Annotated in this window: 27 protein-coding genes; 15 read left to right on the forward strand and 12 right to left on the reverse strand. The window is 71.5% G+C overall.

Features of this window, described 5'->3' with window-relative positions; all coding sequences use genetic code 11:
* Positions 1-9 precede the first annotated feature (9 nt).
* Complete coding sequence (gene chrA, locus Plo01_RS28075) at positions 10-1,404, forward strand: chromate efflux transporter (protein ID WP_203893715.1); 1,395 nt, start codon at positions 10-12, stop codon at positions 1,402-1,404.
* A 109-nt stretch (positions 1,405-1,513) separates the two neighbouring features.
* On the opposite strand, the gene Plo01_RS28080 is transcribed toward chrA, so the two are convergent.
* On the reverse strand, positions 1,514-2,083 hold the full coding sequence (locus Plo01_RS28080; protein ID WP_203893716.1) for a TetR/AcrR family transcriptional regulator: 570 nt from the start codon (positions 2,081-2,083) through the stop codon (positions 1,514-1,516).
* A 113-nt stretch (positions 2,084-2,196) separates the two neighbouring features.
* Between Plo01_RS28080 and Plo01_RS28085 the strand changes: the two genes are divergently transcribed.
* The 6 genes from Plo01_RS28085 (at position 2,197) to Plo01_RS28110 (ending at position 7,273) form a co-directional block, all read left to right on the forward strand.
* Positions 2,197-2,439: a hypothetical protein gene (locus Plo01_RS28085; RefSeq protein ID WP_203893717.1), complete on the forward strand. Its 243-nt coding sequence runs from the start codon at positions 2,197-2,199 to the stop codon at positions 2,437-2,439.
* On the forward strand, positions 2,436-2,606 hold the full coding sequence (locus tag Plo01_RS28090; protein WP_203893718.1) for a hypothetical protein: 171 nt from the start codon (positions 2,436-2,438) through the stop codon (positions 2,604-2,606). Before Plo01_RS28085 ends, Plo01_RS28090 begins: the two co-directional genes overlap by 4 nt.
* A 488-nt stretch (positions 2,607-3,094) precedes the next feature.
* Positions 3,095-4,525, forward strand: a complete 1,431-nt coding sequence (locus Plo01_RS28095; RefSeq protein WP_203893719.1) for an MFS transporter — start codon at positions 3,095-3,097, stop codon at positions 4,523-4,525.
* Positions 4,526-4,966: 441 nt separating this feature from the next.
* Positions 4,967-5,857 carry an NAD-dependent epimerase/dehydratase family protein gene (locus Plo01_RS28100; RefSeq protein ID WP_203893720.1) on the forward strand — a complete coding sequence of 297 codons (891 nt, stop codon included), beginning with the start codon at positions 4,967-4,969 and terminating at the stop codon, positions 5,855-5,857.
* Positions 5,858-6,068: 211 nt separating this feature from the next.
* A complete protein-coding gene (locus tag Plo01_RS28105; protein WP_203893721.1) occupies positions 6,069-6,545 on the forward strand; it encodes a hypothetical protein in 477 nt (158 codons plus the stop codon).
* Between the two features lie 80 nt (positions 6,546-6,625).
* Positions 6,626-7,273 carry a DUF305 domain-containing protein gene (locus tag Plo01_RS28110; protein WP_203893722.1) on the forward strand — a complete coding sequence of 216 codons (648 nt, stop codon included), beginning with the start codon at positions 6,626-6,628 and terminating at the stop codon, positions 7,271-7,273.
* A gap of 109 nt (positions 7,274-7,382) precedes the next feature.
* On the opposite strand, the gene Plo01_RS28115 is transcribed toward Plo01_RS28110, so the two are convergent.
* Positions 7,383-8,333: a M56 family metallopeptidase gene (locus Plo01_RS28115; RefSeq protein ID WP_203893723.1), complete on the reverse strand. Its 951-nt coding sequence runs from the start codon at positions 8,331-8,333 to the stop codon at positions 7,383-7,385.
* Complete coding sequence (locus Plo01_RS28120) at positions 8,330-8,698, reverse strand: BlaI/MecI/CopY family transcriptional regulator (RefSeq protein WP_203893724.1); 369 nt, start codon at positions 8,696-8,698, stop codon at positions 8,330-8,332. The genes Plo01_RS28115 and Plo01_RS28120 overlap by 4 nt, the downstream gene beginning before the upstream one ends.
* A gap of 352 nt (positions 8,699-9,050) precedes the next feature.
* Here Plo01_RS28120 and Plo01_RS28125 point away from each other — a divergent pair, with 352 nt between their 5' ends.
* Both Plo01_RS28125 and Plo01_RS28130 read left to right on the forward strand, forming a co-directional pair.
* Positions 9,051-9,758 carry a TetR/AcrR family transcriptional regulator gene (locus tag Plo01_RS28125; protein WP_203893725.1) on the forward strand — a complete coding sequence of 236 codons (708 nt, stop codon included), beginning with the start codon at positions 9,051-9,053 and terminating at the stop codon, positions 9,756-9,758.
* Between the two features lie 79 nt (positions 9,759-9,837).
* A complete protein-coding gene (locus Plo01_RS28130; RefSeq protein WP_203893726.1) occupies positions 9,838-10,683 on the forward strand; it encodes an MBL fold metallo-hydrolase in 846 nt (281 codons plus the stop codon).
* Here Plo01_RS28130 and Plo01_RS28135 read toward each other — a convergent pair.
* The 3 genes from Plo01_RS28135 to Plo01_RS28145 all read right to left on the reverse strand — a co-directional run bounded on the left by Plo01_RS28135 (position 10,661) and on the right by Plo01_RS28145 (position 13,254).
* Positions 10,661-10,831, reverse strand: coding sequence for a hypothetical protein (locus Plo01_RS28135; RefSeq protein ID WP_203893727.1), 171 nt, complete (start codon positions 10,829-10,831; stop codon positions 10,661-10,663). The genes Plo01_RS28130 and Plo01_RS28135 overlap by 23 nt on opposite strands.
* A 15-nt stretch (positions 10,832-10,846) precedes the next feature.
* Positions 10,847-12,487 (reverse strand): ATP-binding protein, encoded by a 1,641-nt coding sequence (locus tag Plo01_RS28140; RefSeq protein ID WP_203893728.1) that lies wholly within the window; start codon positions 12,485-12,487, stop codon positions 10,847-10,849.
* A gap of 311 nt (positions 12,488-12,798) precedes the next feature.
* A complete protein-coding gene (locus Plo01_RS28145) occupies positions 12,799-13,254 on the reverse strand; it encodes an ATP-binding protein (protein WP_203893729.1) in 456 nt (151 codons plus the stop codon).
* 152 nt (positions 13,255-13,406) lie between these two features.
* Between Plo01_RS28145 and Plo01_RS28150 the strand changes: the two genes are divergently transcribed.
* Together Plo01_RS28150 and Plo01_RS28155 are read left to right on the forward strand one after the other, a co-directional pair.
* Positions 13,407-14,135, forward strand: a complete 729-nt coding sequence (locus Plo01_RS28150; protein WP_203893730.1) for a protein kinase family protein — start codon at positions 13,407-13,409, stop codon at positions 14,133-14,135.
* Positions 14,126-14,617: a hypothetical protein gene (locus Plo01_RS28155; protein WP_203893731.1), complete on the forward strand. Its 492-nt coding sequence runs from the start codon at positions 14,126-14,128 to the stop codon at positions 14,615-14,617. The genes Plo01_RS28150 and Plo01_RS28155 overlap by 10 nt, the downstream gene beginning before the upstream one ends.
* Here the strand turns inward: Plo01_RS28155 and Plo01_RS28160 are convergent.
* Entirely contained in the window at positions 14,602-15,210 is a 609-nt protein-coding gene (locus Plo01_RS28160) for a TetR/AcrR family transcriptional regulator (RefSeq protein WP_203893732.1), read from the reverse strand. The genes Plo01_RS28155 and Plo01_RS28160 overlap by 16 nt on opposite strands.
* An 87-nt stretch (positions 15,211-15,297) precedes the next feature.
* Here Plo01_RS28160 and Plo01_RS28165 point away from each other — a divergent pair, with 87 nt between their 5' ends.
* Both Plo01_RS28165 and Plo01_RS28170 read left to right on the forward strand, forming a co-directional pair.
* Complete coding sequence (locus Plo01_RS28165; protein WP_203893733.1) at positions 15,298-16,485, forward strand: cytochrome P450; 1,188 nt, start codon at positions 15,298-15,300, stop codon at positions 16,483-16,485.
* A 5-nt stretch (positions 16,486-16,490) separates the two neighbouring features.
* A complete protein-coding gene (locus Plo01_RS28170; RefSeq protein WP_239317230.1) occupies positions 16,491-17,138 on the forward strand; it encodes a class I SAM-dependent methyltransferase in 648 nt (215 codons plus the stop codon).
* 80 nt (positions 17,139-17,218) lie between these two features.
* Here the strand turns inward: Plo01_RS28170 and Plo01_RS28175 are convergent, their stop codons facing one another.
* Together Plo01_RS28175 and Plo01_RS28180 are read right to left on the reverse strand one after the other, a co-directional pair.
* The gene (locus Plo01_RS28175) at positions 17,219-18,553 is read right to left on the reverse strand and encodes an MFS transporter (RefSeq protein WP_239317214.1); all 1,335 of its coding nucleotides are present in this window, start codon (positions 18,551-18,553) and stop codon (positions 17,219-17,221) included.
* Positions 18,550-19,893 (reverse strand): MBL fold metallo-hydrolase, encoded by a 1,344-nt coding sequence (locus Plo01_RS28180; RefSeq protein ID WP_203893734.1) that lies wholly within the window; start codon positions 19,891-19,893, stop codon positions 18,550-18,552. The genes Plo01_RS28175 and Plo01_RS28180 overlap by 4 nt, the downstream gene beginning before the upstream one ends.
* Positions 19,894-19,950: 57 nt before the next feature.
* Here Plo01_RS28180 and Plo01_RS28185 point away from each other — a divergent pair, with 57 nt between their 5' ends.
* Both Plo01_RS28185 and Plo01_RS28190 read left to right on the forward strand, forming a co-directional pair.
* Complete coding sequence (locus Plo01_RS28185; protein ID WP_203893735.1) at positions 19,951-20,607, forward strand: ArsR/SmtB family transcription factor; 657 nt, start codon at positions 19,951-19,953, stop codon at positions 20,605-20,607.
* Positions 20,604-20,897: a sulfurtransferase TusA family protein gene (locus tag Plo01_RS28190; protein WP_203893736.1), complete on the forward strand. Its 294-nt coding sequence runs from the start codon at positions 20,604-20,606 to the stop codon at positions 20,895-20,897. The genes Plo01_RS28185 and Plo01_RS28190 overlap by 4 nt, the downstream gene beginning before the upstream one ends.
* Before the next feature lie 31 nt (positions 20,898-20,928).
* Here the strand turns inward: Plo01_RS28190 and Plo01_RS28195 are convergent, their stop codons facing one another.
* From Plo01_RS28195 to Plo01_RS28205, 3 genes are read right to left on the reverse strand one after another with little or no spacing between them, the layout of a single operon-like run.
* Positions 20,929-22,149, reverse strand: coding sequence for an RNA polymerase sigma factor (locus Plo01_RS28195; protein WP_239317216.1), 1,221 nt, complete (start codon positions 22,147-22,149; stop codon positions 20,929-20,931).
* Between the two features lie 7 nt (positions 22,150-22,156).
* Positions 22,157-22,495 (reverse strand): YciI family protein, encoded by a 339-nt coding sequence (locus tag Plo01_RS28200; protein WP_239317218.1) that lies wholly within the window; start codon positions 22,493-22,495, stop codon positions 22,157-22,159.
* A 32-nt stretch (positions 22,496-22,527) separates the two neighbouring features.
* Complete coding sequence (locus Plo01_RS28205; protein WP_203893737.1) at positions 22,528-22,926, reverse strand: VOC family protein; 399 nt, start codon at positions 22,924-22,926, stop codon at positions 22,528-22,530.
* Positions 22,927-23,267: the final 341 nt, after the last annotated feature.

A 23,267-nucleotide genomic window follows, 5' to 3' on the forward strand; every position in this document is an offset into this window, starting at 1 on the left:
GAGCATCCGATGAGCACGCCGCACTCACCCTCCCCTGCGCCGGCCGCTGGGGCCGCGGGCGATGTGATCCCCTTCCGCCAGGCTGTGCGGGCCTGGTTCCTGATCTCCCTGCAGACCTTCGGCGGCCCGGCCGGACAGATCGCCGTCATGCAGCGCACCCTGGTGGAGGAGAAACGCTGGATCGGCCAGCGGCGCTTCAACCACGCCCTGTCGTACTGCATGCTGCTGCCCGGCCCCGAGGCCCAGCAGCTGGCGATCTATGTGGGCTGGCTGCTGAACGGCACCCGCGGCGGGCTGGTCGCGGGGACCTTGTTCGTGCTGCCCGGCATGCTCGCCCTGCTGGTCCTGTCGGCCGTCTACGTCCTCTGGCGCGACACCACCCTGGCAGCCGCCCTGTTCGCCGGGATCGCCCCGGCGGTGCTGGCCATCGTCGCCCAGGCCGTCATCCGGGTGGCCAGGCGCTCGCTGACCCACCCGGTGTTCATCGCCGTGGCGGTGGCCGCCTTCGCCGCCCTCGCGCTGTTCGGCGTGCCGTTCCCCATCGTGATCGCCGCGGCCGCTCTGATCGGCTGGAGCGTGCACAAGCTGGCTCCGCGGGCGTTCACCGCCGGGGGCGGGCACGGCGGCGGCGACGACGGGCCCGCGCCGCTGATCTCCGACGACGCCCTGCACCACGCCCGGCCGTCCTGGCGTTCGGCAGGGAAGATCCTGGCCGTCGGGCTGGTCGCCTGGTGGCTGCCGGTGGCCGCGGTCGCCGTACTCACCGGGACCGGCAGCGTCTTCACCACCCAGGGCCTGTTCTTCTCCGGCACCGCGCTGGTCACCTTCGGCGGCGCCTACGCGGTGCTGGCCTTCGTCGCCCAGCGGGCGGTGGAGACCTACGCCTGGCTGAGCCCCGGCGAGATGGTGCGCGGCCTGGCCCTGGCCGAGACCACGCCCGGGCCGCTCATCATGGTGGTGCAGTTCGTCGCCTTCCTGGGCGCCTACCGCTCCCCCGGCGCCCTGGACCCCTGGGCCGGGGCGCTGCTCGGCGCCTTGTTGACCACTTGGGTCACCTTCGTGCCGTGCTTCCTGTTCATCTTCCTGGGCGCGCCGCACGTGGAGCGGCTGCGCCACAACACCGCCGTCAGCGCCGCCCTGACCGGCATCACCGCCGCCGTCGTAGGGGTGATCGCCAACCTGGCCTTCTACTTCGCCGGACACACCCTGTTCGCGCGGGCCTTCACCTCGACCTGGGGACCCTTCACCGTCCAGCTCCCCGAGGCCGGCACGGTCAGCCCGGTCGCCCTGGCGATCACAGCGGCCGCGTTGATCATGACGTTCGCGCTGAAGTGGTCGATGCTGCGCACCCTCGGCCTCTGCGCGCTCCTGGGCCTGGGTACGGCGCTGCTTCCCTGGGCCTGAGCCGTCGAGTTCCCTGGGCCCGAGCCGTCAAGTCGCCTACGACTGAGGATCAGGCGGTGGACCTCGCCGCCCCGCGCTCTCCGGCGGGAGCGGCGGCCCAGCCGGTCCGTCAACTCGGAGGACGGATCCCCGCGAGGATGACCGCGACGAGCCGGCGGACCGCGTCCTCGGACGGCAGGTCCACGGCCGCGGCCAGGGCATGCAGGCAGTAGATCGCGAGCTCGTCGGGCGCGACGTCGTCACGCAGCTCACCGGCCCGCGCCCCCTCGGCCAGCAGATCCCGGAGGAAGTCACCGAGGTGCCGGCGGGCCCGGATGACATGCTCGCCCTGGTGCAGGAGCGCGGCGGCATCGGTGCCGTGGTGGCGGTGCTGGATGAACGCGTAGGCCTCGAGCACGGCTTCGAGCCGTTCGCCGGCGCTTCCCGCCCGATCCCGGAGTTCGGCGAGCCGGTCGAGGTGGCCGGCGATCTGCCTCTCGTGCCAGGCGATCAGGATCGCCTCCACATCCGGGAAATATTTGTACAGCGTCGCGCGCCCGATCCCGGTCTCCTCGGCGATCCGCGACATCGTCACCGCTCGCAGGCCGTGCCGCGCCACCAGTGCCGCGGTGGTGTCCAGCGTCGCCTCGCGCACCGCGTGCCGGTGCGCCTCGATCGTCTCGTTCCACAGCTTCGGCACCACCTCAGTATACAAAGCGACGAATTCGATACATGATGACTTGACAGAGACACTTTGTCTCGAAAAACTGCCGGAAGAGGGAAGCCCAAGCGGATGCCGCAAAGGAGAAACCCGTGACCGACCCACATACGGGCCCCGACGCAGGGAGTGACGCCAGGGCGGGATCCGGCCGCGGATCGACACCCCGCTGGGTCAAGGTGTCCGGCATCATCGCGGTGCTCCTGCTCCTGCTGGCCCTCACCGTCATGCTCGCCAGCGGCGGCGATCACGGTCCCGGCCGTCATCTGCCGGGCGGCGGCGCCGACCCCCGGACGCATCTCCCCCACGCCACGGACCACGGCGCACACCGGCCATGACCGTGTCACGGACCATGCCGCCGCGCCTGCGCAAGCTCGCGCTCACCGCGCACGTCACCTCCTCGGTCGGCTGGCTCGGCGCGGTCGCGGCCTTCCTGGTCCTCGCCCTCGCCGGGCTGAGCGGGCAGGACGTTCAGACGATGCGCACCGCATCCGTCACCCGCTGATCTCATCGTTACCGCGAAAGCGGGATTGACCGTCCTCGCGTCGTCGCCGCCCGACGGAGCGACCGCCGATCCGCAGCCCGCCGTCGCGCAGGCCGAGGCGGAGCCGGACTCGAATCTCCACTTGATAAGTAAACCCCTAGGGGGTATTTTCGTCGCGGATCGAGGGTACCCCCCGAGGGTATACAGGAAGGAAAACCCATGTGCACGGCATGTTTCCTGCAGCACCACGGACCCCGCCTCGGCGCAGGCGCAGACCGGCGAAGGCACCGTGCGGCGGTGGAGCGGGCCGGCTACGCCCTGGCCGGTTCCGCAGCCACCTCATAGAGGTCCACCGGCGCCCGGCGGATCGCACCCCGTAAAAACAGGCGGTGGGCGTGCACTGGCATGCACGCCCACCCGTGGGGCCGGTCCGAATCGACATCCAACCCAACCCCCTACGACGCATCCTGCCATCTTTCGGCACGGAGGCGAGAAACCAGGAGAACGGCATGAACGCCGTCAGTCCTCGCAGGTGGCAGGCACTCATCGTGCTGGCCGCCGCGCAGTTCATGGTCATCATGGACACCTCCATCATCGGCGTCGCGTTACCCGACATGCAGCGCGACCTGGGCTTCACCCCCGGCGGCCTGCAGTGGGTGTTCAACGCCTACGTCGTCGCCTTCGGCGGCCTGCTGCTGCTCGGCGGGCGGCTGTCGGACCTGTTCGGCGCCCGCAAGGTCTTCAGCGCCGGCTGGGTCGTCCTGATCGCCGGATCCGTCGTCGCCGCGGCGGCGGGCACCGCCTGGGCCGAGGTCCTCGGCCGCGGGATCCAGGGCGTCGGCGGCGCGCTCATCGCCCCGGCCTCGATGACGCTGCTCATGATGCTGTTCGGCCACGACCGGCGTGAGCTGGGCAAGGCCATGGCCCTGTACGGCGCCGCCGCCCCGGCGGGCGGCACCGCCGGAGTCTTCCTCGGCGGCGTCATCACCGAATATCTGAGCTGGCCGTGGGTCTTCATCATCTACATCCCGATCGGCCTGCTCACCCTGGCCGCCGTCCCCGCCCTGCTCCCGGCCGTCTCAGGCCGGCGCGGTTCCATCGACCTGCTCGGTGCCGCAGCGGTCACCGCGGGCATCGCGCTGGCCGTGTCCGCCATCGTGCGCGCCCCCGAGCAGGGCTGGAGCTCGGCCGCCACGCTCGCGCAGCTGGCCGGAGCCGTCGCGCTGCTGGCGGCCTTCCTGCTCATCCAGCGCACCGTCCGCGAACCGCTGATGCCGCTCGCGATCTGGCGCACTCCGGGCCTGGCCACCGCCAACCTGGCCATGGCGCTGCTGGGGGCGGCGTGGATCCCGATGTGGTACTTCCTCAACCTCTACCTGCAGCAGGTCCTCGGCTACGGGGCCTTCCCGAGTGGCGCGGCGCTGCTGCCGATGACCGTCGCCATCATGATCTTCATGATCGGCATCACCGCCCGGCTGCTCGGCCGCTTCGGCGCCAAGCCGCTCATCGTGCTGGGGCTCCTGGTGCTCGCGGCCGGGATGGCGGGCCTGTCGCTAGCGCGCCCGGACGGGATCTTCGCCGCCGACGTGCTGCCCGCCTCGCTGGTGGCGGCGGTCGGCATGTCGCTGGCCTACATCCCGGCCATGATGTCGGCCATGTCCGGGGCGCGCCCCGAGGACAGCGGCCTGGCCTCGGGCATCGTCAACACCACCTACCAGGTCGGCTCGGCACTCGGCCTGGCGGCCATGACCGCGCTGGCCACCTCGCAGGGCGCCGACCGGCTCGGTGACCTGCCCCGGCTCACCGGCGGCTTCCAGGCCGCCTTCGTCGGAGCCGGAATCGTGGCGGCGGCCGGCGCCGTCCTGACCCTGCTGCTCATGCGCGGTTCCAAGCCGGCGACCGCCGAGACGGACGCGCAGCGGGAAGCCGCACGGGTCTGATCAGAGCGACCGCGGCGGGCCTGCGGTCTTCCGCCGCGAGAACCCGGGAGCGTCCTCGCCGCCGGCCGCTCCCGCCGGCGCCGTCATCACGAGAGCGTGCCGCCCGGAGGAAGTCTCCGGGCAGCACGCTTTCCTGCGCTCTGACCGAGGTGCCGGACAGCTGTCAACGATGATCCATCGGAGGTTTTCCCGGAAGGGAGCCAGGCCCGCCGGAGCTGCAGCAGTCACACCCCACCCCATTTCCCTCGGGAGGAGTCAAAGCGAGAAGCCCTCAATTCCCGGCCTCTCGCCCGACAGGTCGCCAGTATTTCTACTATTTTCGATAGCAGATGGGAGGGCCGAGCGGGCTGCCTTCCCGGGACACTGCCACGCCGGAGCAAGGAGCCATACGTGGGACAGCGGCTAGGTGGAACATCTTTCTGGTCTGGGCGGCGAGCGCTGGTGACCGGGGCCGGCGGATTCATCGGCTCCCACCTGACACGACGACTGCACCTGCTCGGAGCCGATGTGCACGCCGTCAGCCGCCACCCTCGCGACTCCGGGTACGGGGAGAAGTGGCATCCGGTCGACCTCTGCGACGCCGGCGCGACCGCGGCGCTCGTCGAGACCGTCCGGCCCGAAGTGGTGTTCCACCTGGCCGGCGAGGTGAACGGAGCCAGGGATCCCGGCATCGTGGCGCCTACTCTGCACAACAACCTGGGGAGCACCGTGAACGTGCTCGCCGCGGTCACGGAGATCCCCGGTGCCCGGGTCCTCCTGACCGGTTCCTCGGAGGAGCCGCGGCCGGGCAACGGCCACGCGGCTCCGTCGTCGCCGTATGCGATGGCCAAGTGGGCCGCCACCGGATACGCGGAGCTCTTTCACAGGCTGTGGGATGCGCCTGTGACCGTCCTGCGGCCCACCATGGTGTACGGCCCCGCACAACGAGACGCCTCCAAGGTGATCCCCCATGTGACGCTGTCGCTGTTGGCGGGCCGGTCCCCCGGCCTCACCAGCGGGACCAAGCTCGCCGACTGGATCTATGTCGACGATGTCGTCGACGCTTTCCTCACCGCGGCGGTGGCCGATGACACGATCGGCCGTGTCCTCGACATCGGAACCGGCACGAAGACTTCCGTCAGACAGGTGGTCGAACTGCTCTTCCAGATCGTCGGCAGTCCGCTGCGTCCCCGATTCGGGGTCATCGCCGACCGTCCGGGGGACATCCCCCAGGCGGCCGACATCGCTCTCGCGGCCGACCTGCTCGGCTGGCGGCCCGCCGTCGACCTGAAGGACGGCCTTCAGCGAACAGTGGCCTGGTACGCGGAGCACATGTCGTACGAGCCGCTGTAGACACTTCTCATGGCCTGCTCACTGAACGCAGGCCCTCGAGACAGCGAGAAGCGGGCGGATCTCGCGAAGCCGGCAGCGCCGGATCATCGGACCGGCGGACGCACACGGGACCACCGGAAGGGGTCGTTCCCGCAGGGGAGGCCGGAGTACCTACGATCATGAGTCGTAGACTGGTCATGTCGGCGACCCGGCTCAGGCGCGAGGAGGGATGATGGACGGCTTCGTCCGGCGGTCCGCCACGCGTACGGCCCGCTGGATCCTGCTCGTCGCGCTGGCCCTGGGCGTCGCAGGCATGCATACCTTCGGTCACCTCAGCCACGAGCGCGGGCACGGCGGCATGACCGTCCCCGCCGTGCCCGCGCCGGCCTCCGGGCACAGCGGGACGACCACCTCCGCCGCGCATGCGCCGGCCTCCGGGCACGGCGGCGCGCACGGGCACTCCTCTGCGGTGATCGACGGCACACGGTGGGCTCCGGCCCTCGACGGCATGCCGGTCGGCTTCGACCCGACCTCGGTCTGCCTGGCCGTACTCGCCGCGCTTGTCCTCGTCGTGGGCGCCGTCCTGTCGCGGGTACGGCGGGCCCGCGAAGACCCGGCCTCCGGCGCCCGGCCCATCCTTTCCGTGGTCCGGCCTCCGCCCCGGCGGACCGCTGTGCGCCTGGCGCGTCTTTCCGTGCTGCGCATATAGGCCGACCTCTCCGGCGGGCGGCTGCCGCCCGCAGACGGCCGGCACACGCATGACGACGAAACGGAAAGAGACCAGACGACATGTCCACCAACCGATCCATCGTCCGCAGGCTCGCCCTGACCGCCACGGTCGGGGTCGCCTCTCTCGGGCTGCTCGCCGCCTGCGGCGGCCAGGAGCGCCCGGCAGGCGACCAGGAGCACTCGACGGCCACCCACGGCACCACGAGCAGCAGCGCTCCCGCGGCCACCGCGAGCGCGCAGCCGTCGGCCGCCTTCAACGACGCCGACGTCGCCTTCGCCCAGATGATGATCCCGCACCATGAGCAGGCCGTGGAGATGGCCGAGCTCGCCGGGACCCGGGCCGCCGACCCGGAGGTCAAGGGACTGGCGGCGAAAATCGAGGCCGCCCAGGCCCCGGAGATCGCCACCATGACCGGCTGGCTGACCGCCTGGGGCGAGGCCACCGCACCCGGAGGGGGCCACGGCGGCCACGGCATGCCGGGCATGATGACCGAGGAGGACATGGCCAAGCTCCAGCGGGCCGAGGGGGCGACCTTCGACCGCCTGTTCGCCGAGCTGATGATCGCCCATCACAAGGGCGCGATCGAAATGGCCGAGACCGAGCAGACGCAGGGCGCCAACCCCGAGGCCGTACAGCTGGCCAAGAACATCGAGGCCGCCCAGCAGGCCGAGGTCGAGCAGATGGAGAAACTCCTCGAGCGGCTCTGAGCCGTGTCATGGCCGGTGACGTCCGAGTCCGGCACGCGATCCGGGTGTCACCGGCCCGGCCGGTCGCAGGAACGACCGGCCGGGGTTTCCCCGCCGTGAGCGCGACCGGTCAGAAGATGGAAAGCGTGTGGCAGTGGTGGGCCAGCAGCGAGCTCACCCCGGGGATCGCCGCGACGGCCGCGGGCCCCGCAAGCAGCAGGGCCACCATTGCCAGCCCGGCCAGCCGCTCCCTGCGGCCGAGGGGGACGGCGGGGGCCAGCATGCGCTTGACGCGCATGAGCGCCGTCTCGCCGCCCGCGCCCAGCATGAAGGCGGGGGTCCGGCCGGTGGCCAGCCGTACCAGCGCGGCGGCGAGGTGGATGCGCGGATGGTGACGGGCCGCCACATCGTCGGCGAGCAGCTCGACCAGACGCGCCACCTCGTCTCTGGCGCGGGCGAACAGCGGCAGACGGGGGAAGGCGACGGAGAACGCCTCGACGGCGGCCAGCACGAGGTGGTGACGACCGCGCAGATGGGCCCGCTCGTGGGCGAGCACGGCGGCCACCTGCTCGGGGGCCAGCGACTCCAGGGCAGCGGTCGTGATGACCGTCTTTCCCTGCCGGCCGGGCAGACAGTAGGCCGCGGCCTCGTCGTGCTCCAGCACCACCGCGCCCAGCCCGCCGTCATGGCGGCCGAGGACGGCCAGCAGGTCGGCGTGCCGGCGCCGTTCGCGCCGGGCCCGCACCAGCACGGCCGCGCCGCAGTGGGTCACCCTGGCCACGACCAGGACGGCCCCGAGCAGAGCGGCGCGGGCACCCGGGGAGAGGGCGAGGTCTCCGTCGGAGAGCAGGGCGGCACACGCCTCGAAGAACGCCGCCAGCCCGTGCCCCACCACGGAGGCCGGGATCGCGGCGGCGAACGCCGCCAGAGCCACGGACGCCACCGCAGACACGCAGGCGGCCAGCCATATGGAGATCGCCAGACGCGGAGCACGCTCAGCCCATGTGCCGCGGCCGAGCAGCCGGGGCAACCGGCCCACGGCGGCGATGGCGTACAGCACCAGAACGGTGGCGACGATCATCCACGCTCCCCGAGCGGGTAGACCCTGAGCGCGGCCTCCAGCGCCTGCGCCTCCTCCGGCGTCAGGCGCTCCAGGAAGTGCACCAGCGTGGCCGCCCGGTTGCCGCCGGAGGTCAGCGTGGCGCGCATCAGCTCGGCGGTGTAGGCCTCCTTGCTGGCCACCGTCTCGTAGACGTAGGCCCGGCCGACCTGCTTGCGGCGGAGCAGGCCCTTGGTGTGCAGCTTGTCCATCACCGTCATGACGGTGGTGTAGGCGATCTCCCGGTCACGGCGGAGGTCGTCGAGCACATCCCGGACCGATGCGGGTTTCCGGTACGACCACAGGCGGTCCATGATCGCGGATTCCAGGTCTCCCAGACCACGCATCGCGCGACCCTCCCCTCCGCCTGCGGACAGTTCAATGCTACCGGCCGTCGTAGATCTCTGGCATGTACGCGTTTCCAGAGGGCCGACAGCATCGGCGATCGCCCGGCCGTCCCGACGCCTCGTGAGAGAACGATTGCCATATACCCATAGGGGGTATAATTTGAGGGCGTCCGAACCACTGAACGAGGAGAGCGCGATGTCCGAACCGGCGCACCGCATGGACCACACCCGGCATGAGGAGCGCCAGGGATCAGGCAGCCGCATGAACCCCGGGAGCCATGAACGGCACGGGGAGCACCCCGGCCATGAAGGGCAGGGAAAGCGCGGGCGCCGCTGAACGCCCACGCAGACCATGGGAACCCTCACGAACCGGCCCGACCGCCGGGTGCGCCGCACCCGCAAAGCCGTACAGGACGCGCTGGTCGACCTGATCCTGGAGAAGGGATATCAGGCCGTCACCGTCACCGACGTCATCGTCCGCGCCGACATCGGCCGCTCGACCTTCTACTCCCATTTCACCGGGACGCAGGACGTCCTGTTCAGCACCATCGAGGAACTCGTCGAGACACTGGGCGGCGGAGACGGCGAACGCCCGGACACGCCGGGACGGGCCTTCGCCTTCAGCCTGCCCCTGCTGGAGCATGTCGATGAGCAGCGCCACCTGGCCCGCGCCCTGCTGGGCCCCCGCGGCGACGCGGCGGTTCGCGACCGCGTCCAGCAGATCCTGACCTCCGCCATCCGTGCCGGACTGCTCTGCGCCCTGCCCGGCGACCAGGTCCCGCCGGACGACCTGGACCTGGTCGCGACCTGCGCCGCCGGCGCCTTCATCGCCCTGCTCACCCGCTGGACCCACGACGGCACCGCCGAGACGCCCGCACAATTGAACGCCGCCTTCCAGGCCCTGTTAGAGCCCGTGGTCACCCGGATGCCGCGCGACGCCCGGGCACCGGAGGACGAACCCCGCTGTCAGCCCCGGACGGCCGCGCCGCGGACCACGGTTTCCGAACAGACGGCCCTCGACTGTCCGGTAGCGGACAGCACCGCTCGATCTGGCGATTGACCCCCGCTCCCACCAGGCGTTACTTCCTTTCCGAACCCTCTCGTCCGACAGGGGAAGCCGCCCTCCGAGGAGCCTGATCATGTCCTTGTACGTCCCGCCGCAGCCCGAGCCCGTCGCAGTCGGCAGCCGTACCGTCATCCCCCTGGTCGACGCCGCCGGGCATGTCCTGCCACCCGAGCGGTTGTTCCCCGACCTGCCCGACGCAGAGCTGACCCGCCTCCTCACCGCGGAGGGAACGAGCGAACCGATGGCCGTCACCGGCTTCGCCATCCTCGGCGCGGACACCACGATCCTGGTCGACACCTGCCTCGGCGGCGGCAAACAGGGCAGAAAGGGCCCTTTCCCCGGGTTCACCTCCCGGTGGATGGACACCCTCGCCGAGGCCGGGATCGCACCGGACGCCGTCGATGTCGTCGTCAACACCCACCTGCATCACGACCACGTCGGCTGGAACACCACCGACGAGCTGAAGCCGACCTTCCCGAACGCGCGCTACCTGCTGGCCGAGGCCGAGTACGAGCATCTCGGCACGGGTCGCCTCCGGCACGCCGACCGGGTCAGGGAATGCGTCACGCCCGTGGCGGAGGCCGGTCTGCTGCACCTGATCTCCGGGGTTCATGAGATCGACGACGGCGTACGGCTGCTGCCCGCCCCCGGGCACACTCCCGGCCACCTCGTCGCGGAGATCACCGACAGCGGCCGAACCGCGATCATCGCGGGGGACCTGATCCACCACCCCCTGCAACTGCTCCGCCCGGACGTCTCCTCATCCTTGTGCGAGGATCCCGCCCTGGCGGCGGAATCCCGCCACCGCGTGCTCAACGACCTCGCCGACCGTACCGGTGTCCTCCTCGCCGCCCACCTGACCCGGTCAGGAACGATCCACAGAGACGGCGCCGGTTTCAGCTTGCGAGATCTGCCGTGACGAGGTCGAGCACCTCCCGGGGGGACGACGCCGGGTCCAGGCCCGACAGGGCGGTGATCGCCTTGCGCAGGTCCTCGATCCGGGTCCGGACCAGCGAAACGGTGGTCTCGTCGTCGGCCAGGCGGTTGTCGCCATTGATTTCCGACACGGGCTGCCGAGGTTCTCAGACGGGCAGGGCCAGGGTGAAGGTGGAGCCCTCACCTGGGGTGCTGGTGGCGGTGATGGTGCCGCCGTGCGCCTCGGCGATCGTTTTCACCAGCCACAATCCCAGGCCGACGCCTTGGATGGCGTTGTCACGTGCGTAACGGGTGCGGTAGAAGCGTTCGAACACGCGCGGCAGGTCCTCGGCCTCGATGCCGACACCGTGGTCGGTGACGGCGATGGCCACCCGCCCTTCGGCCGGTGCGGCGCGCACGGTGATCGGCGTGTTGATGGGTGAGTACTTGACCGCGTTCGACAGCAGCGCACTGATCGCCCGCACCAGCAGGTCGTGATCGGCGGTGACGTTCTGCACCCCGGCGTCGGTCTCCACTTCGATGCGGTGGTTGCTGCTGCGGGCCTGGGCTCTGGTGGCGTGCACCGCGCTCTCGACGGCCTGGCGCACCGGCACCGGGGCGGCGTTGACGGCCAGCTCATCGGTGGCCAGGGCACTGACCGCCAGCAGGTCCTCGACCAGGTTCTGCAGCCGGGCCGCGTTACGCGTCATCGCCTCCAGCATGCGCCGCTGGACGGGGTCGGTGTCGTCGAGCAGCTCCAGGTATCCGCTCAACGTGGTCAGCGGGGTGCGCAGCTCGTGGGAGACGGTGGCGATGAAGGCGTCTTTGGCCGCGTCCAGTTCCTTGAGGCGGGCGACGGTTTGCTGCTCGGTCTCATAGGCTCGGCGCAGCGCCTGCTCGGCGCGGCGGCGCTCGGTGATGTCGTGGATGAACGCGTGAAAGGCCCACGTGTTCGCCTCTCGGGTGGCCCACACCACGATCTCGATGGGGAACTCGCTGCCGTCGGGCCGGGCGCCGGCCAGCTCCAGTCGGCGGCCCAGCACCTTGGACTGCCCCGTGCTCAGGAACCGGGCCCGGCCGGACTCATCGGCCCTGCGGTAGCGTTCCGGCACGATCGCCTCGTGCACCAGCCGGCCCAGCACCTGCTCTCGCGTGCGGCCGAACATGCGCGCGGCCGCGGCGTTCCACTCGGTGACATGCCCGGCCGCGTCGGTGGAGACGAAGCCCTCCACCGAGGCGTCGACGATCTGTTGCAGCCGGTCGCGGCCGGCCTGGGCGGTGTCACGGATCTTGCGGCGGTCGGCCACCCGGCCCAGCTGGTAGCCGATGGCCGTCATCACCCGCAGCAGCGGCTCATCCCGCGGGATCACCTCCTCGGAGAAGAACTGCAGCACCGCCACCACGCCGTCGACCGCGATGACCGGAAAAGCGAAGGCCGCCCGCACGCCCGGATCGCGGCCGCCCAGCAGGCGCACCGCCAGCGCATCGGTGGTCAGATCGTGTGACCACACGGGCTCGCCGGTGGCCACGACCCGGCCGATGACACCGGTGCCGGGAGCGAACCGGGTGGTGGCGGCGATCTCGGCCAGTACCGGGAAGTCCTCGATCGGCCCGATCCAGATGCCGGCCGAGACGAAGACCTCACCGTCGTCGGCGGGCACTCCCAGGTGTCCCAGCGGCCAGCCGGTCACCTCGCACACCGTCGACAGCGTCGCGCGCGCGGCTTCTTCCAGGTCGTCGGTGGCGCTGGCCACCGCGGTGATGTCATCGATCAGCGCGACCAGTGCCATCTCCCGCTGCGTGCTCACTGGCGCTTTGCCCCCTTCCTGGTTGACCGATGCCGCAGCCGACGCGGCCGTCCACCCCAATCTATCGCTTCGCACCCGATCGGTTACTTAAAGTGACCGCAGGTGTGGGGTGATCGATGGCCTACGCGAGCGGACAGAGACCGGCCCGGCGGCATCGAGGCCGACGTCGTGGAAAGCCGTAGAGGAGGGTGCGCCGGATCCGGTGAGGTGCAGCAGGCGGGCCACCGTACACGGCTACCGCCGTAGCCCTGCCGAGCCATTGCCGATACCCCCTGCTACAGGGCGGGTACGAACAGCGAAGGGGTGGAGGGTCAGGCGACCGGATCGGCGTCGGCATGCGGTTCATGCCGCCCGGCCGACGGGTGCAGCGGAGGGACCGGAGCGGGTCGGCGGTGCAGGTGCAGCACCGAGCCGTGGCCGGTCTGTTCCACGGTGACCTCGTCACACAGGTGCTGGATCACCCACAGGCCGAAACCGCGGGCGCCGCTCGGGTCGCTGCGGGCGGCGGCCAGATGCGCGGCGCTGAGGCCACCACCGGTATCGGAGATGCTCACAGTGATGCCCTCGGAGTGGGTGCGGGCGATCACCAGGCCCTCCCGGCCGCCGTGGTCGAGCACGTTGGTGACGGCTTCGTTGACCGCCAGCACCAGGTCGTTCAGCCGCTCGCCGGACAGCCCGCCGCGTCGGCCGCAGTGGTTGACCAGGTCGCGGATGGCGCTCAGGTCGGCGCTGACGGGGCAGCGCAGCTCGAACGGCGCACTCGTCATGATCGTTTTCTCGCTTGGGGTCGGCAACAGGCACGCGCACTGCAGATTTCCCGAGCGCAGATCGACAAACCCGCACCGGCCTGCGCCCGGCCGTCCATTGCCGAGGCTGACTCGGCTCTACGGTGGGCGGGTCTTCCGAACGCAGGCGATGGGTGTCCTGGAATGGCGGAGGCGACGCCGAGCGTTTTGCCCGCGAGGCCCGCGCCGCCGCCCAGGTGGTGCACCCTAACGTGGTCACGGTGCTGGACGTCGGATATGAGGCGGGCCGCCGGTTTTTGGTGATGGAGTGGCTGACCGGGCGCAACCTGGCCGCCGGAGTGGCGCACCGCGACATCAAACCCGCCAACCTGTATCTGACCGCGGACGGCATCCTCAAGGTCGTCGACTTCGGCCTGGCCCGGCTGGCCGCCTCCGCTGATTCCGCCCGGCCGTCTTCGCGCCCCGGCTCCGTTCCGCCCCGGCCCACCGGAGCCGATCCGCGCACCTGGCTGACCGGACTGGAACAGGCCCTTAACGCGCAGCTGGAGAGCGGCGGCATCGAAGCCGACCTGGCCGGCAAAATCCGCGACAAGGCCGCCCAAGCGGTGGAGAAACTGGCCGAGGGCAAAGCCGGCGAGGCCCGCGACAAGCTGCGGGAACTGACCCGCGACCTGGCCGAGGCCCGCCGGGAGGGCAAGCTCGCCGACGGCCCGCTGAGCGACTTTCTGGCCCGCTCCGGCCGGGAGCTGATCGCCGTGCTCGGGTGGCGATCAACCGGACCCGCCGTCGACAGGAACCACGGCGTCGTCGCCTCGGCGGAGGATCCCGGCATCGGGCGGACGCTGTCGCCCGGCTGGGCTGAGGCGAGCTCGTGGGGGTCGGCGGGGCGCGCGTGGCGATAAAGGACACGACGCTGCACGTCGTCCTGGAGGTTCTGCCGACCGGCCGAGTCGACCAGGACCTGGCTGGCGAGCAGGACGCCGGAGCGGTCGGTGCCCGACAGCCATACGCCGGGGCCGTCCGCGCCTTGGGCAACGCCCACGTCGATCAGATCGAGCGTGTGCGCCACCGTGTCGTCCGCGCTCAGGAACCGGATCTCCAGGTCGGGCCGGTCGTGTCGGGCGCGGCGGTGATCGGCCGGAGCGGAGCTGCACCAGCGCTTGACCTGGTGGATGTCGTAGCCGTCGGGATTGAAGACCCGTACGTCGGCGCCCCGGTCGCCCCGGGAGGGCGTGATCCGGTTGCCGTGCGGATGCTTGGGCAGCAGCGCCGCGACGAACTCCTCAACCTTCTCCCCGGGCTCGCGTTCCCGGTTCACCGTTGTCACGCACCACGTCCAAGCGAGACGGCCCGACATTTCTCCTGCGGTCAGCCAGGGGCTTGAGCGGCGGCGATGACGCCGTGCACGGCCTGGTCGATGCGTCCGGCGGCGGCCCCGGGATCGGGCTGGCCGGCGTCCAACCAGGCGATGACGGCCTCCAGGGTGAGGGTGGGGATCAGATTCGCCGCCCAGTCCAGCCATGGGCCTGCCGGGATGAGGCGGGCGAGATTGCGGTGGGCGACCTCGCGGGAGGCTGCGGTGATCGAGTCGATCAGCTCGCGGAAGTCGGGCTCGCGAGCGGCGTAGCGGAACAGCAGCCGAAACCCGTCGGGGTCGGCGGACGCGGCGCGCAGCAACGCCGGGATGGCGCTCTCGTCGAAGTCGTCGGCGCCGGTGGCCTCGACCAGGCGAACACAGGCGCGATCCAGCACTGCGCGGTACAGGTCGGCCTTGGAGTCGAAGTGGCGGTACAGCATCGCCCGGGTGAGCTCGGCCTCGGCGGCGATGTCGTCCAGGCCGGTGGCGGCGTATCCGGCGCGGGCGAAGGCGCGGGTAGCCGCATCCAGGATCTGCTCGCGTCGCTCCGCCCGTCGCAGCCGCCGTACCGGCTGTGCCGGGACGCCCCCCGGGGTATCGGCGTTTCCGGGATTGCTCATCCAGCCTCCACTTGTAGAAGACAAAGTATACATATAGCTTAATAGACACCTGAGTCTACAAAATGACTTCTACTTCGCGGAGGAGCCATGTCGCCCACCGCCCCCGCCCACCTGCCGTTCGAGCAGGATCACCCCCTGCGGCCCGCGCGACTGCTGCGCGACCTGCAGGCCCGCGGCCCCATCCACGCCATCCGCACCGCGCTCGGCCACCCGGCCTGGCTGGTGACCGGATACGAGGAGGTGCGCCGTCTGCTGGACGACGACCGTCTCGGCCGCTCCCACCGCGAACCCGAGAGCGCCTCCCGCACGGGAGAGTCGGCGCTGTTCGGCGGCCCGCTGGGTGACTTCGACACCGAGCAGGCCGACCATCGGCGGATGCGCGCGCTGCTGCAGCCGCACTTCTCCCCCCGGCGCATGCGCGCGCTGCGCGGCCGCGTCGAGACGCTCACCACCGGCCTGCTGGACGAACTGGCCGCCACCGGGCCGCCCGCCGACCTGCATGCCGCCCTGGCCCTGCCGCTGCCGATCGCGGTGATCTGCGAGCTGCTCGGCGTGCCGTACGACGACCGCGCCCAGTTCCGGGCCTGGACCCAGGCCGCCGGTGACCTCACCGACCGTGCCCGCTCCGAGCAGGGCCTGGCCGAGCTGTTCACCTACGGCCGGAAACTCATGGCACGCAAACGGGCCGAGGGCGATCCGGACGCCGATGTCATCTCCCGGCTGGCCGCCACACCCGGGGTCAGCGACGACGAGGCCGCCGCCATGGGCATGTTCCTGCTGTTCGCCGGACACGAGACCACCGTCGCCGCGATCGACGAGGGCGCGCTGTGGTTGTTGGCCAACCCGCAGCAGTGGCAGGCCCTGATGGAGGACCCGTCCCGAATCGACGCGGCGGTGGAGGAGATCCTGCGCGCCCCGGGCCAGGGCGGCGGCGGCATCCCCCGCTACGCCCGCGCCGACCTGGAGATCGCCGGAGTACCGGTACGCGCCGGCGATCTGGTGCTGCTGGACACAGGCGCGGCCAACCACGACGCGGCCGTCTTCACCGACCCCGACCGCTTCGACATCGACCGCCCCGCCGTACCGCATCTGAGCTTCGGCCACGGCGCCCGCTACTGCATCGGCGCACCCCTGGCCCGCATCGAGCTGCGGGTGGCCTTCTCCCGGCTCATCGCCCGCTTCCCCACCCTGACGCTGGAGTGCGCGCCGGAAGAGCTGACCTTCAACGCCAACGTGCTGACCGGCGGCCTGACCGCGCTACCGGTCAGCTGGTGACCACCATGGACACCACGAAGACGACGAACCGGCGGCGGCCGGTCTTCGGCCGGATGTATCCGGCGATGGCCCGCGCCATGGACGAGGGCGGCATGGCCGAGCGCCGCAGCGCGCTGCTGGCGGGTCTGAGGGGTCAGGTGATCGAGGTCGGCGCCGGGCACGGCGTCAACTTCGCGCATTATCCGGCCGAGGTGGCCCATCTGCTGGCGATCGAACCGGAACCGCGGCTGCGGGAGCAGGCCCGGATCGCCGCCGCCGATGCCGTGATCACCGTCGAGGTGACCCCCGGGCTGGCCGACCGGCTTCCAGTGGCCGATCACAGCGTGGACGCCGTGGTGTTCTGCCTGGTGCTGTGCTCGCTGCCCGACGTCGCAGCGGCGCTGGCCGAGGCGCGGCGGGCGCTCAAGCCGGATGGACGGGTACGCTTCCTGGAGCATGTCCGCGCCGACACGCCGGCCCTGGCCCGGGTGCAGCGGGTGCTGGACGCCACGATCTGGCCGCTTCTGGCCGGCGGCTGCCACAGCGGCCGCGATGCCCTGGCCGAGATCGAGCGGGCCGGTTTCATCCTGGGAGAGGTTGAGCGCTTCCTGTTCCCCCAGGTGCGCACCCCGTTCTCCTTCCATGTCCTGGGCACCGCCACGTTCGGCGGGTGACCTGGTTACCGCGCTCTGACCATCCGGGCCGGGGGCGTTGTAGTCCAGATAGATCGGCCCGCCGACCAGGCCGGGATCGCTCATCGTCTTTTCTCCGGGTGGGTCTCGGCCATGCGTGCCGCCACCACCAGGCCGGAGGCCGCGGTCAAGGCGGCGACCGTCCAGACGGCCGCCTCCAGGCCCCACAGGTCGGCGATGATCCCGGCCAGCAGCGCGCCCACGGCGAAGCCGCCGTCGCGCCACAGCCGGTAGACGCCGACCGCACGGGCCCGCCAGGCCGGATGGGCGACATCGCCGATGACGGCCAGCAGCGTGGGATACACCAGTGCGGTCCCGATCCCCAGAAGCACCTGCGCCAGCGCCCAGACGGCGAAGGTCTCCCCCAGCGCCACGAGCGCGATGGCGGCGGCCTGGGCGAGCATCCCGGCGACGATCAGGCGCTTGCGGCCCACGTGGTCCGACCACCAGCCGGTGGCCGTCTGCCCCAGCCCCCACACGGCCGGATACAGCGCGCCCAGCATCCCGATCTCCGCCACGCTCAAACCGCGGGAAGCGAAGATGAGGGGGAAGATTCCCCAGGCCAGGGCGTCGTTGAGGTTGTTGACCATCCCGGCTTGACTGGCCGCCGACAACGAGCGATCACTGATGCTGGTGCGCCAGGCGATCTGCCGGGTGGACAGCTCGGCATGGTGGGAGCTGCCGGCCGGGTGGGCGGCGGCCTCGGCCCGGGCGTGCTCGCGGGTCTCGCGCACGATCAGCGTCGACAGACCGAGACCGAGGGCGGCGTAGGCGGCGCCGAGCAGGAACGGCGCCGGGCGCAGCCCGAACTGCCCGGCCAGATATCCGGCGGCCAGCGCGGTGGCGGCCACCGCCAGATAGCCGGCGGCCTCGTTGAAGCCCATGGCCAGGCCGCGCCGGGCGGGCCCGGCCAGGTCGATCTTCATGATGATGGTGGTGGACCAGGTCAGCCCCTGGGAGAGACCCAGCAGCACGTTGGCGGCGATGATCCAGGCCCAGGACGGGCCCCAGGCCAGCATCGCCGGAATCGGCAGCGCGATCAGCCACCCGGCCACCAGGACGGGCTTGCGGCCGAAAGCGTCCGACCAGGCTCCGGCGAAGAAGTTCGTGATCGCCTTGGTGGCGCCGAAGGCCAGGATGTAGGTCAGCGCCGCGGTGTGGGCCGACAGGCCGAAGACGGTCTCGGCCAGCAGCGGCAGCGTGATGCGTTCCTGGCCGAGCATGCCGCCGACCAGGGCGTTGACCGCCACCAGCAGGATGAACTGGGGAAGGTTGGCGGCCAGGCCCAGCCGGATGCCCGACTCGGTGCCGGCGGTGCCCCCGGTGGTGTTCCTGCCGTTGCCACCAGTACTGCCGGTGTCGTCGGTGTCTCCGGGAGCGGGGGTGGGAGCGCTCACGTCTGGCCCTCGGCCAGCGTCCGGCCGGTGGCCTTGGCCCAGTCCTCGGGCCCGCCCCTCAGCACCCGCACGCTCCTGTGACCGATGCGCGCCAGCAGGCTGGCGGCGGTCATGGCGCGCTCGCCGTGCCCGCACATCACCGCCACCGGCCCGTCCGGCGCCGCGTCGGCACGGCCGGGCAGTGCGCCGAGCTCGATGTGCGCGGCACCGGGGAGGTGCCCGGCGGCGTACTCGGCGTCCTGGCGCACGTCCAGCACCTGCACCCCGTCCAGACGGTCGGCGCCGACCAGATCGATGCGCTGCGTCGGACCGTCCCAGGCGGCCATGCCGCCGGCCAGCTCGCCCGCGCACGCTTCATAGCCGATCTTCGCGGCCTGCCAGCCGATCTCCGCGACGTCCTGGCCGGGATCGCGGACGATGACGTACGGCGCGGCCGGATCGAGCAGCCAGCCCAGCCAGGAGGCGAACTGCCCGCGCAGCGGGATGGACAGCGCCCCGGGGATGTGGGCGGCGGCGAAGGCGCGCACCGGCCGCACGTCGACGATGACCGCCCCCTCGGCCCGCAGCCGCCGGACCGCCTCAGCCTCCAGCTCCGTGAGCGCGGGGGCACCGGTCATGACGGGCGCGCCGCGCCGGTTGGCCTCGGGCAGGGTCAGGAAATACGGCGGGAAGCTGCCCAGGCTGCCCAGCAGCGCGGCGACGAAGGCGTCCCCATCCGGAACCTGCAGCAGTGGGTTGGCGGCCTTTTCGGCGCCGATGGTGGAGGTGCGCTGCGCGCCGGGCGGGGCCGAGCAGAACGAGCCCGCCCCGTGGGTGGGCCACAACGCGGTCTCCTCCGGCAGCTCCGCCAGGCGTCGCAGCGAGCGGTACTGGGCCCGGGCCAGCGCCTCGGTGTGCTCGGCTCCGGACAGGTCGGTACGGGCGGCCGAGCCGACGATCAAAGATCCGCCGGAGAAGACCCCCAGCGGACGGGGGCCGTCCAGCAGTACGAAGGCCAGGTGCTCGCCGGTGTGACCCGGGGTGGCCAGGGCCCGCAGTGTCAGGCCGCCCAGGCCGACCTCGTCGCCGTCGGTCAGACCGGTGTGGTCGAAGGCGCGCATCCCGGCGGCCGAGGCCAGCACTCGGGCGCCGTCGTCGGCGGCCAGCTGCCGGGCGCCGGACAGGAAGTCGGCGTGCAGGTGGGTGTCGGCGGCGAAGGCCACCGTCAGACCGTGCGAGGCGGCGGCGGTGCGCAGGGCGCGCAGGTCCCGGCTCGCGTCCACGGCCAGCGCCCGGCCGTCACCGAGATCGACCAGGTAGGAGCTGTTGCCCAGCCCTTCGTCCACGATCGGGATGATCACGTTGTGTCCTCCGCTCTTACCTTCTACACTATTCCATGGACTTATGGAGGAATGTCAATGGGTGACGTGATTGCCAAGACAGCACTGTTCGAGGGCTTCGCGCAGGTGGCCAAAGCACTGGCCAACGGCAAGCGACTGGAGCTGGTGGATCTGCTGGCCCAGGGTGAGCGCTCGGTTGAAGCCCTCGCGACCGCGGGCGGGCTCGGGCTGACCACCGCTTCCAACCATCTGCAGGTGCTGCGCCAGGCCGGCCTGGTGACCACCCGCAAGCAGGGCACCAAGGTCTTCTACCGGCTGGCCGGCACCGATGTGGCCGCCCTGTGGGCGCACCTGCGAGCCGTCGCCGCCGCGCATCTGGCCGAGGTCGAGCGGGCCCGCGCCGCCTACCTGGGGCCCGATGACGCCGAACAGGTCACCAGGGAGGAACTACTGGCTCGCATCCGGACCGGAGACGTCACCGTGATCGACGTGCGCCCGGCCGCCGAGTACGCCGCCGGGCACATCCCCGGCGCCGTCTCGATCCCGCTGGAGCAGCTCGCCGGCCGCCTGGCCGATCTGCCGGCCGATGGGCGGATCGTGGCCTACTGCCGGGGCGCCTACTGCGTGATGGCCCACGAGGCGGTGCGGGAGCTGACCGCCCGCGGCCGCAACGCGGCGCGCCTGGCCGACGGCATGCTGGAGTGGCGCCTGGCCGACCTGCCCGTGGCCGTATGAGCGCATCCGCCGCCCGCGAGCCGACGGTCCTGGACGGCGGTGATCGACGCTGCGTGCAACTGCTGATCGAGCTGCGCCGCCTGACCGAAGCACTCGCTCCCGGGACCGTGGTGCATCTGATCGCGACCGATCCGGCCGCACCGATCGACCTGCCCGCCTGGTGTCACCTGACCCGCCATGCCTATCTCGGCGCACTGCCCGGCACTGCGCGCCCGACCTACGCGTTGCGCGTGCAGGCCGCCGTCCGGGAGACGCGGGCCGATTCGCCGTGGCGCCTCAGCGACCGGTGAGAAGCGCGGCCGGGCCCCGGCGATCCGCCGGTCAGGTCCAGGTGAGCCGCTCTTCCAGCAGGGCCTGCTGGGCAGGATTGGCCGTCAGCTCCAGCGCTCGCGCATCGGCCCGGTGCGCCTCGGCATGGCGGCCCAGATCCCGCAGCAGCTCGGCGCGGGTGGCGTGCAGCAACGGATAGCGCTCCAGCCCTCGGTCCAGCTCGGCCAGCTCAGCCAGGGCGGCCTCGGGCCCGTGGGCGTAGCGCAGCGCGATCGCCCGGTGCAGCCGGCCCACCGGGGACGGCGCCAGCGCCAGCAGCAGGTCATACAGCACCACGATCTGCCGCCAGTCGGTGTCCTCGAAGCGCTCGGCCTCGGCGTGACAGGCCACGATCGCGGCCTGCAGCTGGTACGGCCCCGGCCGCCGGTGCGTGCGGGCGGTGCGCACCAGCAGCGCGATGGCCTCCTCGATCACCTTGTGGTCCCACTGGGAGCGGTCTTGGTCGGCCAGCAGCACCAGGCGGCCGGCCGCGTCGAAGCGGGCCGCACCGCGGGCCCGGTGCAGCCGGATCAACGCCAGCAGCCCGGCGGCCTCCGGCTCCTTGGGCATCAGAGAGGCCAGCAGCGCGGCCAGCCATCCGGCATCGTCGACCAGGTCGCGGGCTTGGGCGCGCTCGGCGGTGCTGGACAGATACCCCTCGTTGAACAGCAGGTAGATGACCGCCAGCACCTGCTCCAGCCGCGACGGCAGTTCCTCGCCCGCCGGCATCCGGTACGGGATCCCGGCCTCGGCGATCTTCTTCTTGGCGCGGGTGATGCGCTGGGCCACGGTGGTCTCGGGCACCAGGAACGCCGCGGCGATCTGCGCGGCGCTCAGCCCGCACACCACCCGCAGGGTCAGTGCGATCTGCGCGGGCCGCGACAGTGCCGGGTGACAGCAGGTGAAGATCAGCCGCAGCCGGTCGTCCGGCTCGGCGGGCACCGGCCAGGCCAGCTGGGCCAGCTTGGCCCGGTAGGTCGATTCGCGGCGCAGCACGTCCAGACCGCGCCGCCGGGCCACGGTGAACAACCAGGCGTCCGGCCGCTCCGGCACCCCCTCGACCGGCCAGCGCTTGAGCGCGATCTCGACGGCGTCCTGCACCAGGTCCTCGGCCGCCGCGAAGTCCCCCAGCAGCGACACCAGGGATGCGGCCAACCGGCCCGCGTGCTCGCGCACCACGCGGGCCAGCGCCTCATGCGTCGCCGACTCGTCCACGCCTCTGCTCTCGTTCACCCGCCGATCACGAAGCGGGACGGATCTCCACGATCGGGCACGCCGGCCAGGATCGCGCCAGCGCCAGCGCCTCGTCCAGATCGGCCACCTCGACCTCGGCGAACCCGCTGACCACCTCTTTGCCCTCGACGAACGGCCCGTCGGTGACGAGCGGCTCACCGCCGTCCAGCCGGACCGTGGTGGCGGTGTGCACCGGGTGCAGGTGCGTGTGGTGGGTGATCTTGTCGGCGTGCTCGGCGAACCAGCGGCCCACCGCGGCATAGGCCGCCTCCCGTTCGACCTCGCCCATCGCCGCCAGCTCCCGGGCGAACTGCTCGGTCTCGACGAACATCAGCACGTACTTCATGTGCGTTCTCCTCGCGGGTCGGAGGGCCGGCGTCAGGTGGCGGGCAGGGCGGCGTACAGGTCGATGCCGGTGCCGTCGGGGTCGGTCACGGTGGCATAGCGCATGCCCCAGAAGGCGTCGAACGGCTCGGCGATGCCGCGGTGGCCGGCCCCGGTCAGCTCGGCGTATTTGGCGTCGACGGCGGCGGGGGTGTCGAACTCGAAGCACAGCAGGGCGCGCGGGCCGCCAGTCGGGGCGCTCCAGCCGGGCAGGAACGGAGTGCGGAAGGCCTCGGTGTCCAGCATCAGGTGCAGCCCGCCGGGCAGGTCGCACGAGGCGTGCTCGGCAGTGTGGGGATCGAGCTTGAACTCCAGCCCGAGCCGGGCGTAGAAGGCGATGGCGGCCTGCATGTCGGAGACCACGATGTCGATGGTGTTCATCGTCGGATTCATGACCTGCTCCGTTCGGGGATCGTTGGGCTGTCCCGGCTCGGTGAGGGCCGCCGCTCCAGCGCGGTGATCGAATGGAGACCTCCTCCTCCGTCATCCTGCCGGGCGGCCCGCTCACCGGCCTTACCTGCAAGACGATTCGCGGCCAGGCCGATACGACACTCCGGTGAAGATTGTTGCGCTTGGATCGCGCCGGGGGCACTCTCCTGCGGAAAGGCACCCGCCTGATGATGGAGGCGGCAGGTGACAGCAGTCGCCGGTCGGTTCGGGACAGCGCTCAGGTGCAGCCGCTGGGGTGCTCACACTCGACCAGCTCGTCCCAAGCTCCGGCGAGCCGCAAGGCA

The organism is Planobispora longispora (genome assembly GCF_016863135.1).
GTDB lineage: Bacteria > Actinomycetota > Actinomycetes > Streptosporangiales > Streptosporangiaceae > Planobispora > Planobispora longispora.